Below are 15,102 nucleotides of genomic sequence, written 5' to 3'. Positions count from 1 at the left end.
ATCTCTGTATGCTTGTGATCTCTCTAAAAAACGTATGAAAACTGGTTCCCGTAGATAATGCATCATCAAATAACAATACGATTAAACTTTTTCTATTAACTTCCGAATGGATTGTTCAAGAGCATGGTGAAAATTGGTATATAGACTTACAGTCCATTTTCAACTGGGGCGGATGAGGAATACACCTCCACAAAACCCCCTTTTAAAAACTAAAAGAAAGGCTGAGTAAAGGATCAGATTGCAGGTCCTAAACTTCGTACAAAACCCGCAGTTAGATCCTTCATTTGCCGAGTAACAATACCGGCATCTCCTATGTCAACATTATGGCAGATTAAGGTTTGCATGCCGGTAAAACTGATAACGGGTGAAAAAATGAACATAAAATTCGGTATGCAGGTTTTAATCCTGCTATTGGTAATGGCACTCGCCGGTGCGATCTTCGTTCCGGTCGTTAGCGCTGAATCTGAAAATAATTTAAATGAAAATTTCTCCTCCGGTGGAGACATAGTAGGAATCGATACGCAATTAAAGAGAAGTCCGTTTCTTTTTGATGAAGAAGGAAACAGATTAAGTGACAAAGAAATCTCGGAAATGATAGAAAAAATGCCGGAAGTAACATACCTGGATGGAATGACTGAGACAGAGAGCAAAAAGATTTCTGAGAGACTAACCCAGTTACATCAATATAGATCTATCTCAGAAAGTATGGACAAAACCAATTCATTAAAAACAGTTCAGGTACAGGCAGACGCGGGAGCCCGCATTGATAATTATCATTATAATGGAATCAACGGGAATAATCATCCGGGGTATTTGGAGGTTTCTTCCGACGGAACGATCTATCATTATTTTACATCCCATATAGGACAAAATATTAGTGGAGTTGATACGTGGATAGAGGTAGGGGTAACCAAACAATCCCCGGCAGTAGGAGGAGATCCATCGGAATATACAGTTTACACTTATGACAGTACAGCTTATGGAGATGAGAAATATATTGCTCATCGAACATTCACAAGTGGATTTAGGGACTATAATTTTGAGATTTATATTAGCACATCACCGACATCTGAGGGTTATCCGTATATGATATTGTGGCAGGGATCGGAAATTAGAACCGGACATTTACCATTTTGTTATGGTGATGTGGATGAAAACCATGAGTATTTTGCTTTCGACGGAGATACTTTTAATTCAGTCTCTGAATCATATTTCTGTGACTCATACCTTTTTACCAGTTATAATTCCAGTACTCTGTGGTGGAACGGGAACCTCCCCGATGCTACTAAAGACCATTTAACCAATTGTTCTGCAGGAGCGCCACAATTGAATTATCCTTTTTCTGTTCCGTGGTGGTCTGAAGCTTATCAGGTGAAGTCATGGATAACGTAAAAAAATGGATACCTATCCTTATCATAACTTTTTTTGTAGGATTGTTGGCTGGATATTTTCTCCCGGTGCAATCCGATCAGGGTGAAGAGGCTGTAATTAATACGTGCCCGGCAAATGTAACAGATCTTACCGCCCTGAATGTGGCTCTCAACGATTCACGGGTTATCGGGTTTTTGGAGAATAAAAGCATTGATTCAATCACATTATATAGAGTAAGTCATGATGAAGAAAATAAGAATTTAATCCAGGTTGGGTTTTACCTGAGCGAATCGGAAGCAGACACCTGTTTGTCGAGTCCGAGGATGTATGTTGATGTAAATAATTCATGCATGATCTATTCAGTATATAAGCCATATCCGTCTTATATACCGGGTTGCAAATCATAATTTTAATCGGTCAGGATATAAAAACATGATTTATTAAAGCGAATAGATTTCTCCATGGGGAAGTTTCAGGTGAAGAGATTTTTCGATATTCAGGACAACGGACAAAACATAGAGAACTCTTTTGACACAGCATGGTGGGCCGTATCTCCAAGATATCGCAATTATAAAGTTCTGTCTAATAATCAATTGAAGGGGACGACAATCAGGTTAATATTTCGATTAAGGTGAGAGAAGATGAACAGAATTTCAAAATGTATGGTAGTTTTAATATTGCTGAGTTCTATGGCATCGCTATGCTATGCCCAGTCGCAAAGCAGTACAGACCATGAAATAGGAATCGGTGAAGCAGAAGAAAGTTTGAGAACTTTTTTATCTTCAATTGATAATGAACGATCTTATGCAAATGTTAAGATCATCTCCTCAGGAGATTTCGCTACATCTGCAGGTGATTATTACGAATTTGAAACAGATGAAGGGAATTTCAAAGTTTATAAAAAAAATGGAGAGGTTGAATCGGCATGGTTTTACCAGGATGATTCAAGTTCCGGCAGAAGCGACCTATCGAAGGATGAAAATCTGAAACTTGCCAAAGAGTTTGAACAGGAACACTACCCGGCATTTGATAACCTGAACATGGTATTAACCGGTTCGGAAAAAATTGAAGGGAATAACGGAAGAGCAAGATATCTCTTCAAATGGTACGAAGTTGAAAATTCCCTATTTAACACTGAGGTCTATACATCCAATTATGTAATTATTGCCGTAGAAGGTGGAGAAATTGCAGGATACATCGGTGTTGAAAGGGAAACCGAAGTGTCGCTCGAGCCTGAAATAAGCGAAAGCGAAGCAATGGAAAAGGCGGTACCTGCGCTCAGTCTTCCTGCAAATTCCGGCAGGAATTATGAATACGAAAATAAATTATGTGTCAGCTATTTTGATGGAGAACAGCACCTTGCATGGTATATCAATATAGATAATGGACTGGATTCATGGGGATATGCCAGTGGAGGACAGGCCGTAATCGATGCACATAACGGAGATGTTCTTTTAAAAAATCCTTACATGTAGAGGCAGAAGTAATGAAGAAAAAAATTACCCTTTTTTTATCGGTCCTGATAACGATTACCATCGTATTCATTATTTTTACATACATAATCCTTGGAAATAATGTCCCGGGAGATAATGTTCAAAGTTTCAGCACTAGCCCTGCTCTTTCAAACAATACAAACGCCAGGTGCTATGGAGGATATCCGTGGGTAGAAGAAGAGGTTTATGGAAGGGATGTGAGCGCCACGACAATTCATGCTGACAGGATACTAAACGAAATCGGATATTCATCAGACTATTATCTTGAATCGGATCCGGACCTTATGTTGACGAATCTATCAAATTCATCCGTGATTTATTATATCGGGCATGGCTGCCCCTCTGCCTTGTGCTTTGATTCTTCCTCGTGTGTCACTCAGGATGATATTTCCGAGATGGATGAAAACGAATTGAACGAACTGAACATGGCGGTTTATATTTCATTTGGCTCAGCTTCTGACAGCAGATTCGGAAATGTCGCATATGAAACATACCGTAAAGGTGCGAAATCTGTTCTTGGATTTGACTCAGTATTGTTGATGGAAAACTCAAAAAAATGGTCGGATTACTATATGGACGGCCTTAAGGAAAATTTCACCGTCAGGAACTCTGCCGATAGTGCATTATGGGACGAAATGCTATACTATGGCGGAGATACTGGAAATCTTGAGTTTGTTAAGATTTATGGCTCAGAAAACATCAGGATAAGAAGAGTTCCTAACTAAAATAAGAAAATTCTTTAATATACCTGATTTTGATAAGTTGTATTTCAACGGAGATACTTTTAATTCAGTATCTGAATCATATTTCTGTGACGCATACATTTTTACCAGTTATAATTCCAATTCTCTGTGGTGGAACGGAAACCTCCCCGATACTACTAAAGACCATTTAACCAATTGCTCTGCAGGAACGCCACAATTGGAATATCCTTTTCCTGTTTCATGGTGGTCTGAAGCTTACCAGGTGAAGTCATGGATAACGTAAAAAAATGGATACCTATCCTTATAATAACCTTTTTTATGGGATTGTTGGCTGGATATTTTCTCCCGGTGCAATCCGATCAGGGTGAAGAGGCTGTAATTAATACGTGCCCGGCAAATGTAACAGATCTTACCGCCCTGAATGTGGCTCTCAATGATTCACGGGTTATCGAGTTTTTGGAGAATAAAAGCATTGATTCAATCAAATTCTCCGGAATTGGTTTTGATGAAAGGTACAATTATTCTATCCAGATTGAATTTTACCTGAGTGACTCTGAAGCGGACACATGCTTGTCAAGTCCAAGGATGTTTGTTAAGATAAATAATTCATGCATGATCTATTCAGCATATAGGCCATATCCGTCTTATATACCGGGTTGTAAATCATAATTTTAATCGTCCTCACTGAATGTAAACTGAAATTTATTAAATAGGATTTACTTTTTTTGGAGGGGTACCGGGTGACGAAGTTTTATGGAAGTAGCTGAAATTAGATCTTCTGTGAGATTTTTGGATTGATCTGATCTTCAGACAATCGTCAAATTGTAAAGTAAAGCATATATAGGGGATGAAAACAGCGGGAATTACGATCTTTTACATCCACACAGAAGCCTGAGATTCCACGATCTCCTTCCTCTTCGATATAAACATCGTCTGAAAAAAAGAGGTCATTCTCGTGCCGTTATTTCGATGTGATCCGGGCTTAAATCCTTAAAAAAACGGCAGATCGGCGTTTTTTATAATCATACTCTAAAACGCCGGCCAAAAGGGTGAAATAAGCTCAAAATGCCGGTTTTTGTGATGACATTCATCTCACGAAAGGATATGAATACCCGACGATTATCTCCCAAATTTTTTTAAAGCAACCTTTGGAAAAAATTTTCAATCTAAATATTAAAAATCCGGAATATTCTCCGCCTTTACAACATACACTTTTGAAAAGTGATCGGGGTGATACCTCATCTTGGCTTCCCTTAAACCGGGCAGACCGAGATCGGATTCCCTGTTGATAAATTTATATTTTCCTTTGAGTTTTTTCGCGGTTTCATTATTGATTATTTTATAGCTCCCGCTGCATTTCGGCAGTCCTTTCTCAAAATGAACCACAATATTGTCGGAGTTCAATTCCTCATATATCGAAAGGGCAATAATGTCTTCCTCGTTTTTGATGATAATCCCGGAAAGCTCCAGTTCTTTATAGTGATCGACTGCATACTGCAGGGCGCTCATCTCGTAATTCAGAACGCTATTCTCTTCGCAATGCTTCCATTCGCACCATTTTATAAGGAATTTATGAATGCTTTCAAGGCTTTCCTCTGAGATATCCTCGATCTTGTAACTGCATTTATTCTTGAATTTGTTGATCTGCTTCCTGATATTGAAAAAATCCTTTCCTGGAAGATCGGCAAGCAGTTCGGTATCGTATACATAGTCGAAGAAATCCCGTTCGGGAACTATTACATCCTTTGGAATATATTTAAGGACTCTCAGAAATGTATTTTTGTCAAATATTTCATATGCGTGGTCTGTTCCGTATTCTTTTGCAAGTTTCAGAGTATCGATCAATAATGAATTGTCATATTCTCCGAAAGGCCCCCTGAATGAATAGTCTCCGTCGATCTCGGATGAAATAATGACCGCACCTCCGACGTTTACAAACCTGTAGTGCGCATATTCCGACCAGCACACCATTGTCGGAAATGTATTGTCGCTGTGTTCGGATGGGTACTTTGAAAAAAAATCTTTGAAAAAAGCTTTATCTTTGAGGGTCACGTCCCTGAAATCCTTAATATCAATCATCGTAGAACCTTAAAACCATTGGAATATGATCGTCCATTATTGAAAATCCTTCCTTTTCATAAAACTTCGAGGTTCCTGGTTCGGCTATAAGACCTATCCAGCTTAACCCGCGTTTCCTGGATTCAGCAACCAGGGTCTTTAAAATGCGTCTGCCAAGACCAGTACCCCTGTAATCCGAACGGACCACAAGATCCTGAACATATCCGTCCGATGAACCGTCCGAGATCACTCTCCCCATACCTACTGCCCTGTTCTTTTTGTTGATGGCTACTGCAAACAGGAAGCTTCCGCTGATCAGCGGTTTGATCTCATCCGGATCCCATTCTTCCTTCCACCATCCTCCTTCTCTGTAGAGATCAATAATCTCTTCGATGTTCCAGTCCTTTATAATTGAGATCTCTATATTCGTATCTTTCATTTTACTCATCCGGGTCGGTTATCGGGGTATTATAATATTTAATATTTATATGTATAAATAAGAGTGAAACCGAATAAAATTGGTCCGTGTGATTGATGATGAGTACTGAAGATGAAAAAAAAGTTCTTCTTGTTATGGGGTGTCCGCAGGTACCTGTTCAGACTCCTGCTGTGCTCTATATTTCATATAAGCTGAAGGAGGAGGGCTACAAACCTGTTGCTGCCGGAACACCTGCAGCCGATATGATCATAAAATATTCAGATCCCGGCCTGTATTATATAGGAGAGTTGAAGAACATCGATTCCGAAGTTGCCAGAATTGTCGATGAAGGAGAGAATTACGATCTCTGTTTTGTGTTCATCCACAACGATTCGGGAGTTGCATATGCCGCAACAATGAACGAAATTCTTGAGTGCGAAGTTATCCCTGTGGTCTTTGGAAAAGAGTACGATGAGATGGTGAAACTGATAGACTTTTCTTCAAGAATTATCTCGGCCGAGGCCGTTCATAATCCCAAACCGCTTATTAAAGAGATAGACAGGGTGATGAAATGGGCTGTATAGAAAAGACGCCATATGAGGTCTTGCTAAGGAATGCAAGTTTTGCGGAATGCCGCGAGTACCAGAAGAAGCACTATTCCGAACTTCATGAGGTAAAACCGGGTCACAAGATCTTTGATGTTCATATAATCGGGATACCTCCTGTATATATTGCTCTTGACGGAGAGGACCTCATATTTCCGTATACAAAGCCCTGCCACGGGACATTCCTCCTTAAGGTGAGAAATCCTGAGGAAGCGGCAAAGTATAGAAAAAATTAGGCCCGGAATATGGATACATTATTCATTTTTGCTATAGCCGTTGGGCTTGCTATGGATGCCTTTGCCGTTTCAGTATCTGCAGGAGTATGCGAGAGATCAAATAAATTTCCTACTTCAATAAAACTGGCCGTTGTATTCGGCGGATTCCAGGGAGGAATGTGTATCCTCGGCTGGTTCGCCGGAAGAAATTTCAATGATCTCATATCGAGTTACGATCACTGGATTGCATTTATTCTTCTACTGGCAATCGGCCTGAAGATGATTTATGAAGGATTCTACGGCACTGAAGAGAAGGTATTCGATCTGACTGCCCCCCTGGTTCTTATTATCCTCGGCATCGCCACAAGTATCGATTCGCTTGCTGTGGGTCTTTCATTCGCATTTCTGGATATGGATATTCTTGCTCCTGCATTTATTATCGCGATCGTAACACTGGTTCTTTCTCTGGCAGGGTATAACCTGGGCGGAAAGTTCGGCGATGTGATCGGGAAGAGAGCGGAGATAATCGGAGGATGTATACTGATTCTCCTTGGAATAAAAATTATTATTGAGAGTATCTAAATTCCTGAAAAATATCCGACCAGCGGAACCATGATAATGAACATAAGGGCAATACAGACAATAATCCATTCCCCCGGTTTGATCTCCTTTTTGCTGATCTGAAGGTATGAATCCTTCGAGTAGCCCCTGCATAGCATGCTGATATATGTCCGCTCCCCCTGTTCATATGACCTGATGAACATCGTTCCCACAGTATATCCGAGTATCTTCAGCCTGTACTTGTACGGCAGGGATCTGTCGAAGGAGTTGAAGCATTTTGTCTCGAATACATTCATCACCCTGCCGAACATTTCAGCAAAGACGAAAAGGTACCTGATCATGAGGCCAATTACAAGGGCGAATTCCGGCGGAAGCCCCAGCCTTCTGGCGCCCGTGAGCAGGTTCTGCATCGGGGTGGTTGATGACAGAAGAATTATGAAGGAGATGCATATGATGAATTTTACAAACAGTATCGCTGCGAATTCGACGGATTCGCTGTATATGTTTATGCCGAGCGGAAGGGGCACCAGCACTGTAAAAGTATCATAGTGACTGTTTTCAAAGAATATCTGGAAGAGTATAATAAATATCCCGAACGGCAGGATCATAACCAGTCTTTTCAGGTATGTTGTTACGGGCAGCTCCGAGATCACCCAGAGCATCAGGAAGAATAAAAAGAAGAGCAACCCCGGAATCCATACGGAAACAGAATATGGATATGCAACCATTGCAATAATTGCGGCAAAACAGATTATGATCTTTATTCTTGAATCGAGAATGTGTATTGGGCTGGTTCCCATTGCCAGTTTTTCGATGGCATACAATTCTTCGATCATTTCAATCTGCTGAATTCCCTTGCAATGGCATCTTCTGTTTCATCAAATGTAAATGCCATATCGATATTCATTCCTCTCCTGTTGAGAGATTTGATCAGTCTTGGGAAAACAGGCACTTCGAGGCCTATTTCATTCAGAAGTTCCTCGTTGCCGAACACATCCCTGACTCCGCCCTGTGCAACAATCGCCCCTTTATCCAGAACATATACATAATCGGCAATCTCCGGTACAAGTTCTACGGAATGCGTGGAGAAGATAATCGTCATACCGTATTTTTCCGGAAGCTCGTTTAAGAAACCTATCAGATCTTTTACCCCGCGGGGATCGAGCCCCGCGGTAGGCTCGTCGAGGACGATAACCTGGGGCTCCATTGCAAGGACTCCTGCAATGGCAACTCTTTTTTTCTCTCCTCCGCTGAGATGATGCGGAACCCTGTCCCTGAGGTGTTCGATCGACAGAAGTCTTAGTGTCTCGTTTACCCTGTGCTGAATTGTCTCTTCATCAAGGCCGAGATTGGTTGGCCCGAATGCAATATCCTCTTCGACGGTCGGAGAGAAGATCTGGTCATCAGAGTTCTGGAAAACGATCCCTACAGTCTTCCTAATCTCCTTTAAATTGGATTTTGATATTGGCTCACCGTGGACAAGAACTTCGCCGGAGGATGGTGTCAGGATTCCGTTGAAGTGTTTGAACAGGGTGCTCTTGCCTGCGCCGTTCGCACCTATTATCGCGATCTTCTGCTTTCTGCCGGCGATAAAATTTATTCCCTTCAGTGCCTCTATGTCGTTATTATATGAGTACTTCAGGTTTCGTGTTTCCAGAATATGCATTTAAAAAAAGGTTGTTTTCTATGATTTTGAGGTTTTTGATGTGACCGCCCAGGTTACGCCTATGATCAGACCAAAGGTGATGAAGATTCCTATGATCAGGGCGACAATAGCACCTGCCGTTCCGGCACTTTCACCCATCGTATAGTCGGGAAGCGGAGACTCATATGTGAATGTTCCGGTACCTATTGCCTCGGCATCCCCGTCTTCGGGCGATGCACCGAGAATAGATTTTTCATCCTGTACTACAAGCGCGGTGCTCTCCAGACCGTCGGGATCACCTGATGCAAGGAATACCGCCAGGATCCCAATAATCAGGGCAACGATGATACCTATGATCATAAATTTCTTATTGTCCATCATGCCGGTGCCTCCGTACCGCTTTTCGTGTCAAATGACAGTAGATCCGGTCTTACATTATGTATGAGGTATATCGCAACCGCAGTAATGATACCTTCAATCACGCCTATTGCAGCATGGTAGATACCCATTGCTGTCATTCCGGCAATGAGCGGGAATGTTCCGGCGATTGCCATCTCAATTGCACATGCAAGCGCGGCTATGAAGCATGCAAGCCATGCTGCAATTCCGGCAGAGATATAAACGTTCTTTGTTACCGATTTGAGTCCCTGGAACGAATAAAATCCGACAAAACCACCGATAACGCCCATGTTGATGATGTTGGCACCCATGGTGGTAATCCCTCCGTCACCGAATATTACTCCCTGGATGATAAGGACAATCGTCAGTATGAATACTGCAGCGTATGGAGAACCGAGGACTATTGCAGCGAGGGCTCCTCCTACAAGGTGCCCCGAGGTTCCCATACCTACAGGCAGGTTAAATGCCTGTATGGCAAAAATTCCAGCGGCAAGAACAGCAACAAGAGGAATTTTATCTTCATTCAATTCTTTTCGCGCCCATTTGAGTGCGAGGGCAATAAAAATTATTGCCAGCAACCAGTAAACTGCTGCTTGTGGCAGCGGCATAAATGCGTCAGGAATATGCATCTTTACCAACAATTAAGCAATATGACATTATTGTAAATAAGTATTACTGATTCGAATTAATTGTAATACTTGTCACTCATAATCTCAAAATTAAAAAGAAGAATAATTTATTGTTATATTTTTTTTAAAAAAAGTAATCTGTTTAGTTTATTGATTTCAGGATCTCTTCCCTGAATGACTCTGCTGCATCTTTTTCAGGCGCCTCTACATATAATCTCATAAACGGCTCCGTTCCGGACGGGCGGAGCAGAGCCCATCTGCCGTCTTTTCTGTTGATTCTTACTCCGTCGGTAAGATCGATCTCTTCACCTGAAAATGATTTGGTCGCTTTATTCAGAATTTCGGTATGATTGTCGCTGAATATCTTATCCTTGAGCATTACGAGTTTGGGAAGATCTTTTCTTAATTCAGAGAGTGGTCTTCCTTCTGTTGAGATCAAAGAGGCCATTGCTGCCGCCGTCATCCCTCCGTCACGGCAGTGCTGGTGTCCGGGGAATATCAGTCCGCCGTTTCCTTCTCCGCCGAATACGACGTTTTCCCCTTTTTCTGCAAGTTCAATCATCTTCCTTGCAACTGAGATGCTTCCCACTCTGGTATACTCGACACGGCAGTTGTATTCGGCCGCTATAATTTCTGCAACCTTTGAAGTGCTTACAGGCGTTACTACAACTCCCCCGGGGTTGTTGCGGCAGGCATATTTCTGCATGAGGGCGAATTCTTCGTTCTCTTCAAGGTATTCACCTTTGTCGTCTATGAACACGGCCCTGTCCGCATCTCCGTCATGCGCTACCCCGAAAGCGGAATTTGTTGCAAGTACAAGTTCTGCAAGGGGCTTCAAACCCTCGGGTGAGGGTTCGGGCATTCTCCCCGGGAAGAATCCGTCCATCTGCCCGTTTATAGTATGAACCCTGCATCCGATTCCGGTGAGAATTTTTTCGGTCGTCAGGCATGCGGGGCCCGATCCGGGATCGACTGCAACGGTCAGCGGTTTTTCAAGTTTTTCGATCCGGCTGCATATAGCATCAGTGTATTCATCGAGCATCTCGTTTGCACAGGATTCCTTACCTACTCCTGTCCATTCTTTGAGCTCATAATCGCCCGAGAAAAGGATCCCTTCAAGTTTTATCGTATCTTCATCGCTGAATTCCGTTCCGTCCGAGTCGATTATTTTAACGCCGTTATATTCAGGGGGATTATGGGATGCAGTAATCATGGCGCCTGCATCGAAATGTAATTTTACAATATACTGCAGGGCAGGCGTGGGTAAAATTCCCAGGTCGACGACATCGCATCCGCCCGCAAGCAGTCCGGCTTTTATGGCAGATTTCAGGGAGGGGCCCGAAGTCCGGGTGTCCATGCCGACTGCAATCTTCCCTTTTCTTATTTTGCTCAGTGAAAGACCGATTCTCATGACAAGATCGGGTGTCATGTCCTTTCCGGTAACCCCTCTTGCACCGTTTGTTCCGAATAATTTCTTTTCTGCTTTTTCTGAAGCCATTGTACCGGTATATGATATGAAGTGGAAGGTAAATCTGTTTTTGGATATTTGTATAACAACAGTTGATTCAAATTTGATTTTACTTGTAGGCGTGGCAAGATCCCGGGGATGAAAAATATTCATGTCTATACTGAATTGAAATATATCGCAGCAATTGGTGTATGAACAGTTTCTACTTTACCGGACGGTACAGATTTTAACCGGGACAATTCATCTGATTATTTTTGTATTTGAAAAATGGAACAAGAAAAGGACTTTTTTTGGGATTGGGAATGCCTGAAGAATATGATTTCATTCATTGATGTCATCGGGGTATTCTTCATCGTCATCTTCAGGCTCATCCAGGGATATTTTCCTGTCTCTTTTTTCCGAATTGTCGGAATTAGGGGAATTACCGGTTCTGAGCATCGATGCTGCTTCGGCCACGCTTCTCATCACCTCAGTAATCCTGTCTTCGATATCGATCTCGTCATCGATATCTACGGCAGTACCCTCGATCTCAAGGAGGAAACGGGCGATTTCACTGGATTCAAAAAGAATGTCGTCAAGTTCGTCGGCTGTAAAAAAACCGCATAATGCTCCATAAAAAAAGGTTGCACCTGATTTCCGCACCTTTCGTTTGAAGGAGCTTCTTGCCTGGTTGACTGCCTGCGGGGTATATGTATCAATCATGAACGGGACGAGATTGGGAAGGTTTTCGCCGATAAATGTCATCTCGGCTCCGCCCCTTGTTGTAAAATCTGAACATAGCCTCGCGATTGCCCATTCTCTTGCAGTGATATATGTGTGTTTTCTTAGAAACTGGTTTACACGCCTGTATGCCGAACCGTCAACTTTTTTGAATTTTTTATATTTGTTTATTCTTTGAAGATCCTCTTCAGAGAGAGGTTTCCTTTCAGGCTGATCCATCGGATTATCAATTTCGTTTAGATTAAGGATCCCGGGCTCTGTTGTTTTGTGTTTGTCTGCGGTATCATCCGTCTCTTCGTTATTTATATCGATATCCGGTATATCGCCAGGGTCCGGCTGTTCGATGCTGTCCTTTTCAGGATCAACTTCCACCGGATCTATGTTATTGAAATCCTGAGATTCAGGTTCTTCTTCCATTATTCATTATATGGGGTGTTTTGTTTTATTCAATTTTTCCCGGTATCTCCGGAGCTGATGCAGGAGATCCGATAAACCGTTTTTTGATTTCGGGTTTTTGTTTGACTCGACGGTTTTATTTTGAATTTCTCTCAAGGCAAAAATATAGCATCATATGGTTTATGCGATTGTTGGAGCTCACGTTGACTGTCTGAAAAATTTCAAAAATTATTAATTTTTACCAAAATTCGGGGAACATCCGGGCTTAAATTAATTTTTTTCTATTCTCCTGATATTCGAAAAAATGTACAAACAGAAATTACGATATTATCGATCTGTAGATCTATCATCGTCAAAAAAAAGAAATTTCGACTTTACTTTGTTGAAATCCTATGAAATCTCTCTATGAGGTTTTATTTGATATAAAAATCAGGACCCGCCACTCCTTGTCCTAATCCCAACAAACTTTTTGACTCTTGATGACCATGTCTTTCTCAGGCGACCCCGGCACCAGCGGCCAAGGCCGCTGGACGGCCTTACCCAAGGGCCTTGCCTTAAGATAACCATCTCATGGCACGCTCAGAGAACCGGCGAGGGTCCCCTGAGCTTCTGAATTTGTTTTTTGACATATTTCGCTCCTATACACACTATGAATTTACCGCATCTCGCCGCTCAGGGGATACGTGTCTATCCCCTGTGCGGCCTATCACAATTGAGAGGCCCCGAGGTCGGGGCCGATCCGCGAACCTGCTGTGCGGTTCGCGGCGAGGGGTTGTCAGAAGTAATGATACTTGCTTTTATATCCACACAGATTAACGAAGAGCCATAGTATTCCAGGAGATTTTTTTCAGTAAAAAAGATTTCAGACATCAAAGGACTATAACGTAAAACTTAAATAAATCGTTAAAAGCAGTGAGAACGCGAATTTTTACGTCCGCATAGAAGCCCTGTATTGCGTTATTTTCTGCCTCTCCGGCAACAACATCGCCTAAAAAAAGAGAGCATTCTCGTGCTGTTATATCGATGTATTTTTTTTCTGTTGCAAGCCTATGCTCTTCTGAAAATTTTACAGAGTGCCAGAGACCCTGAATCCGTGGAATAAAAATTATAACCGAAATGGGTCTAATATCATAATCAAAGTTGGATCCGGGATTTTTGTGACTCCTGGTGTCTCCAAAAAAGTAAGATTCAGATGAGTCCGGATTTGATATTTTTCATCTCATTTTAAATCGAATTTTAGGATGTTATTGTTTCAGATCTCCGGAAAAATGGTCGTGGAATATGAACAGATCTAATCTGAATAAACGAAGAATTTAGGCTTATTCCTTTGAAAGGGGGAAATATTTCTTATAGACCTCTCTTCTCTCATCTATATCCGTATGCAGGTATACCTCGGTCGTCTGGATCGAACTGTGGCCCAGGTTTTCCTGGACAACTCTCAAATTTTTGGACCTCCTGTACAATTCGCTTGCGTAACTGTGCCTTATTTTATGCGGCGTAATTCCTGTGGGGGCATATCTTTCGAATATGTGCTGAACCGTCCGCGGGGATATGTTCTTTCCCTGTTGTCCTTCAAAAAGCGGCCCTGAGATCCTGCCTGATGTATAATGATTAATGTCCTGCAGGGTGTCTTCGTCGATGAAAACGGTCCGGATTTTACCTCCTTTTCCTTTTACCCTGATGATGCGGTCTTCAAAGTCGATATCCTCGATATTTATCGAACAAAGTTCAGATACACGGACACCGGTCGCGTATATTGTTCTTATGATGAGCCTGTCTCTTTCGTTGTTTATCGAATTAAAGAGCGATAAGACCTGGTTGTGTTTAAGGTATCTCAGCTCTTTTTCCTTTATCTTCGGCCTGTCGATGGCAGCAAGGGGGTTCGAATCAACTACTCCCTGGGTATAGCAGTACCTGTAAAATGAGCTGAGGGAGGAGATGATCCTTTGAAGTGTGGTTGCTTTATAGTCCCGTAATGACGTCAGAAATGCAAGAAAATCGTTGATCATCATCGGTGTCGTATCGATCTCAGTATCCAGTCTGGCGTTTGCGAGATCGTTCCAGTAGATTACCAGTTTTTCCTGTCCCATGTTTCGCCTTATCCACAGGTAGTAACCGAATTTCTTTACTGCCCCTTCGTAGCTGGCTATCGTTCTTGGGGAAAAATTCCTCATTCGGAGGTGGTGACTGAACCTTTTGAGCCATTCCGAAAAATAATCCCCTTCCATGCTTTATTCTTTATTTCCTGTGAATAAATAAGCTTTGCGCAGAATACCTATTCTGCGACAAAACGTCAGACACCCCGAATTTCAGGTATTTTTGGTAATTCGATCCTGATCGGTACCTGGATTTTCACTATGGAATGAGCCATGATCGAATTTTCATGGGTTCCGGGTTTCAGTCCAGATGCAATGATACTT

General features: G+C 42.1%; 17 protein-coding genes. 8 read left to right on the top strand and 9 right to left on the bottom strand.

Features of this window, described 5'->3' with window-relative positions:
- The first annotated feature begins 342 nt into the window (after positions 1–342).
- The 5 genes from MPET_RS09515 (at position 343) to MPET_RS09495 (ending at position 4,237) form a co-directional block, all read left to right on the top strand.
- Positions 343–1,392 carry a hypothetical protein gene (locus tag MPET_RS09515; protein ID WP_148222217.1) on the top strand — a complete coding sequence of 350 codons (1,050 nt, stop codon included), beginning with the start codon at positions 343–345 and terminating at the stop codon, positions 1,390–1,392.
- Positions 1,380–1,778, top strand: coding sequence for a hypothetical protein (locus MPET_RS09510; RefSeq protein ID WP_013329810.1), 399 nt, complete (start codon positions 1,380–1,382; stop codon positions 1,776–1,778). The genes MPET_RS09515 and MPET_RS09510 overlap by 13 nt, the downstream gene beginning before the upstream one ends.
- A 234-nt stretch (positions 1,779–2,012) precedes the next feature.
- Positions 2,013–2,846, top strand: a complete 834-nt coding sequence (locus tag MPET_RS09505; protein ID WP_013329809.1) for a hypothetical protein — start codon at positions 2,013–2,015, stop codon at positions 2,844–2,846.
- 11 nt (positions 2,847–2,857) lie between these two features.
- On the top strand, positions 2,858–3,589 hold the full coding sequence (locus MPET_RS09500; RefSeq protein WP_013329808.1) for a hypothetical protein: 732 nt from the start codon (positions 2,858–2,860) through the stop codon (positions 3,587–3,589).
- A gap of 249 nt (positions 3,590–3,838) precedes the next feature.
- Complete coding sequence (locus MPET_RS09495; RefSeq protein ID WP_013329807.1) at positions 3,839–4,237, top strand: hypothetical protein; 399 nt, start codon at positions 3,839–3,841, stop codon at positions 4,235–4,237.
- Positions 4,238–4,741: 504 nt separating this feature from the next.
- Here MPET_RS09495 and MPET_RS09490 read toward each other — a convergent pair.
- The gene (locus MPET_RS09490; RefSeq protein ID WP_013329806.1) at positions 4,742–5,647 is read right to left on the bottom strand and encodes a DUF2156 domain-containing protein; all 906 of its coding nucleotides are present in this window, start codon (positions 5,645–5,647) and stop codon (positions 4,742–4,744) included.
- Positions 5,640–6,065 carry a GNAT family N-acetyltransferase gene (locus MPET_RS09485; protein WP_013329805.1) on the bottom strand — a complete coding sequence of 142 codons (426 nt, stop codon included), beginning with the start codon at positions 6,063–6,065 and terminating at the stop codon, positions 5,640–5,642. The genes MPET_RS09490 and MPET_RS09485 overlap by 8 nt, the downstream gene beginning before the upstream one ends.
- Before the next feature lie 95 nt (positions 6,066–6,160).
- On the opposite strand from MPET_RS09485, the gene MPET_RS09480 reads away from it, so the two are divergent.
- Genes MPET_RS09480 through MPET_RS09470 form a run of 3 tightly spaced genes read left to right on the top strand, consistent with a single transcriptional unit; the run spans position 6,161 to position 7,446 of the window.
- Positions 6,161–6,628 carry a DUF1890 domain-containing protein gene (locus MPET_RS09480; protein ID WP_013329804.1) on the top strand — a complete coding sequence of 156 codons (468 nt, stop codon included), beginning with the start codon at positions 6,161–6,163 and terminating at the stop codon, positions 6,626–6,628.
- Entirely contained in the window at positions 6,616–6,885 is a 270-nt protein-coding gene (locus MPET_RS09475) for a DUF1894 domain-containing protein (RefSeq protein WP_013329803.1), read from the top strand. Before MPET_RS09480 ends, MPET_RS09475 begins: the two co-directional genes overlap by 13 nt.
- A 51-nt stretch (positions 6,886–6,936) precedes the next feature.
- Entirely contained in the window at positions 6,937–7,446 is a 510-nt protein-coding gene (locus tag MPET_RS09470; RefSeq protein ID WP_225353808.1) for a manganese efflux pump MntP, read from the top strand.
- Here the strand turns inward: MPET_RS09470 and cbiQ are convergent.
- From cbiQ to xerA, 7 genes are all read right to left on the bottom strand, one after another.
- Entirely contained in the window at positions 7,443–8,261 is an 819-nt protein-coding gene (gene cbiQ, locus MPET_RS09465) for a cobalt ECF transporter T component CbiQ (RefSeq protein ID WP_013329801.1), read from the bottom strand. The genes MPET_RS09470 and cbiQ overlap by 4 nt on opposite strands.
- Positions 8,258–9,091 (bottom strand): ATP-binding cassette domain-containing protein, encoded by an 834-nt coding sequence (locus MPET_RS09460; RefSeq protein WP_013329800.1) that lies wholly within the window; start codon positions 9,089–9,091, stop codon positions 8,258–8,260. The genes cbiQ and MPET_RS09460 overlap by 4 nt, the downstream gene beginning before the upstream one ends.
- An 18-nt stretch (positions 9,092–9,109) precedes the next feature.
- On the bottom strand, positions 9,110–9,451 hold the full coding sequence (locus MPET_RS09455) for a PDGLE domain-containing protein (protein ID WP_013329799.1): 342 nt from the start codon (positions 9,449–9,451) through the stop codon (positions 9,110–9,112).
- Positions 9,448–10,098 carry a cobalt transporter CbiM gene (gene cbiM, locus MPET_RS09450; RefSeq protein ID WP_013329798.1) on the bottom strand — a complete coding sequence of 217 codons (651 nt, stop codon included), beginning with the start codon at positions 10,096–10,098 and terminating at the stop codon, positions 9,448–9,450. The genes MPET_RS09455 and cbiM overlap by 4 nt, the downstream gene beginning before the upstream one ends.
- Positions 10,099–10,240: 142 nt before the next feature.
- A complete protein-coding gene (gene glmM / locus MPET_RS09445) occupies positions 10,241–11,596 on the bottom strand; it encodes a phosphoglucosamine mutase (protein WP_048130808.1) in 1,356 nt (451 codons plus the stop codon).
- 291 nt (positions 11,597–11,887) lie between these two features.
- Complete coding sequence (locus tag MPET_RS09440; RefSeq protein ID WP_013329796.1) at positions 11,888–12,703, bottom strand: DUF5806 family protein; 816 nt, start codon at positions 12,701–12,703, stop codon at positions 11,888–11,890.
- 1,298 nt (positions 12,704–14,001) lie between these two features.
- Positions 14,002–14,910, bottom strand: coding sequence for a site-specific tyrosine recombinase/integron integrase (xerA, locus tag MPET_RS09435; protein WP_013329795.1), 909 nt, complete (start codon positions 14,908–14,910; stop codon positions 14,002–14,004).
- Between the last annotated feature and the right edge of the window lie 192 nt (positions 14,911–15,102).

It is taken from the genome of Methanolacinia petrolearia DSM 11571 (assembly GCF_000147875.1).
Taxonomy (GTDB): domain Archaea; phylum Halobacteriota; class Methanomicrobia; order Methanomicrobiales; family Methanomicrobiaceae; genus Methanolacinia; species Methanolacinia petrolearia.
The sequence above is the reverse complement of the archived record's forward strand: the minus strand, read 5'-3'. Positions and strand labels throughout refer to the sequence as shown.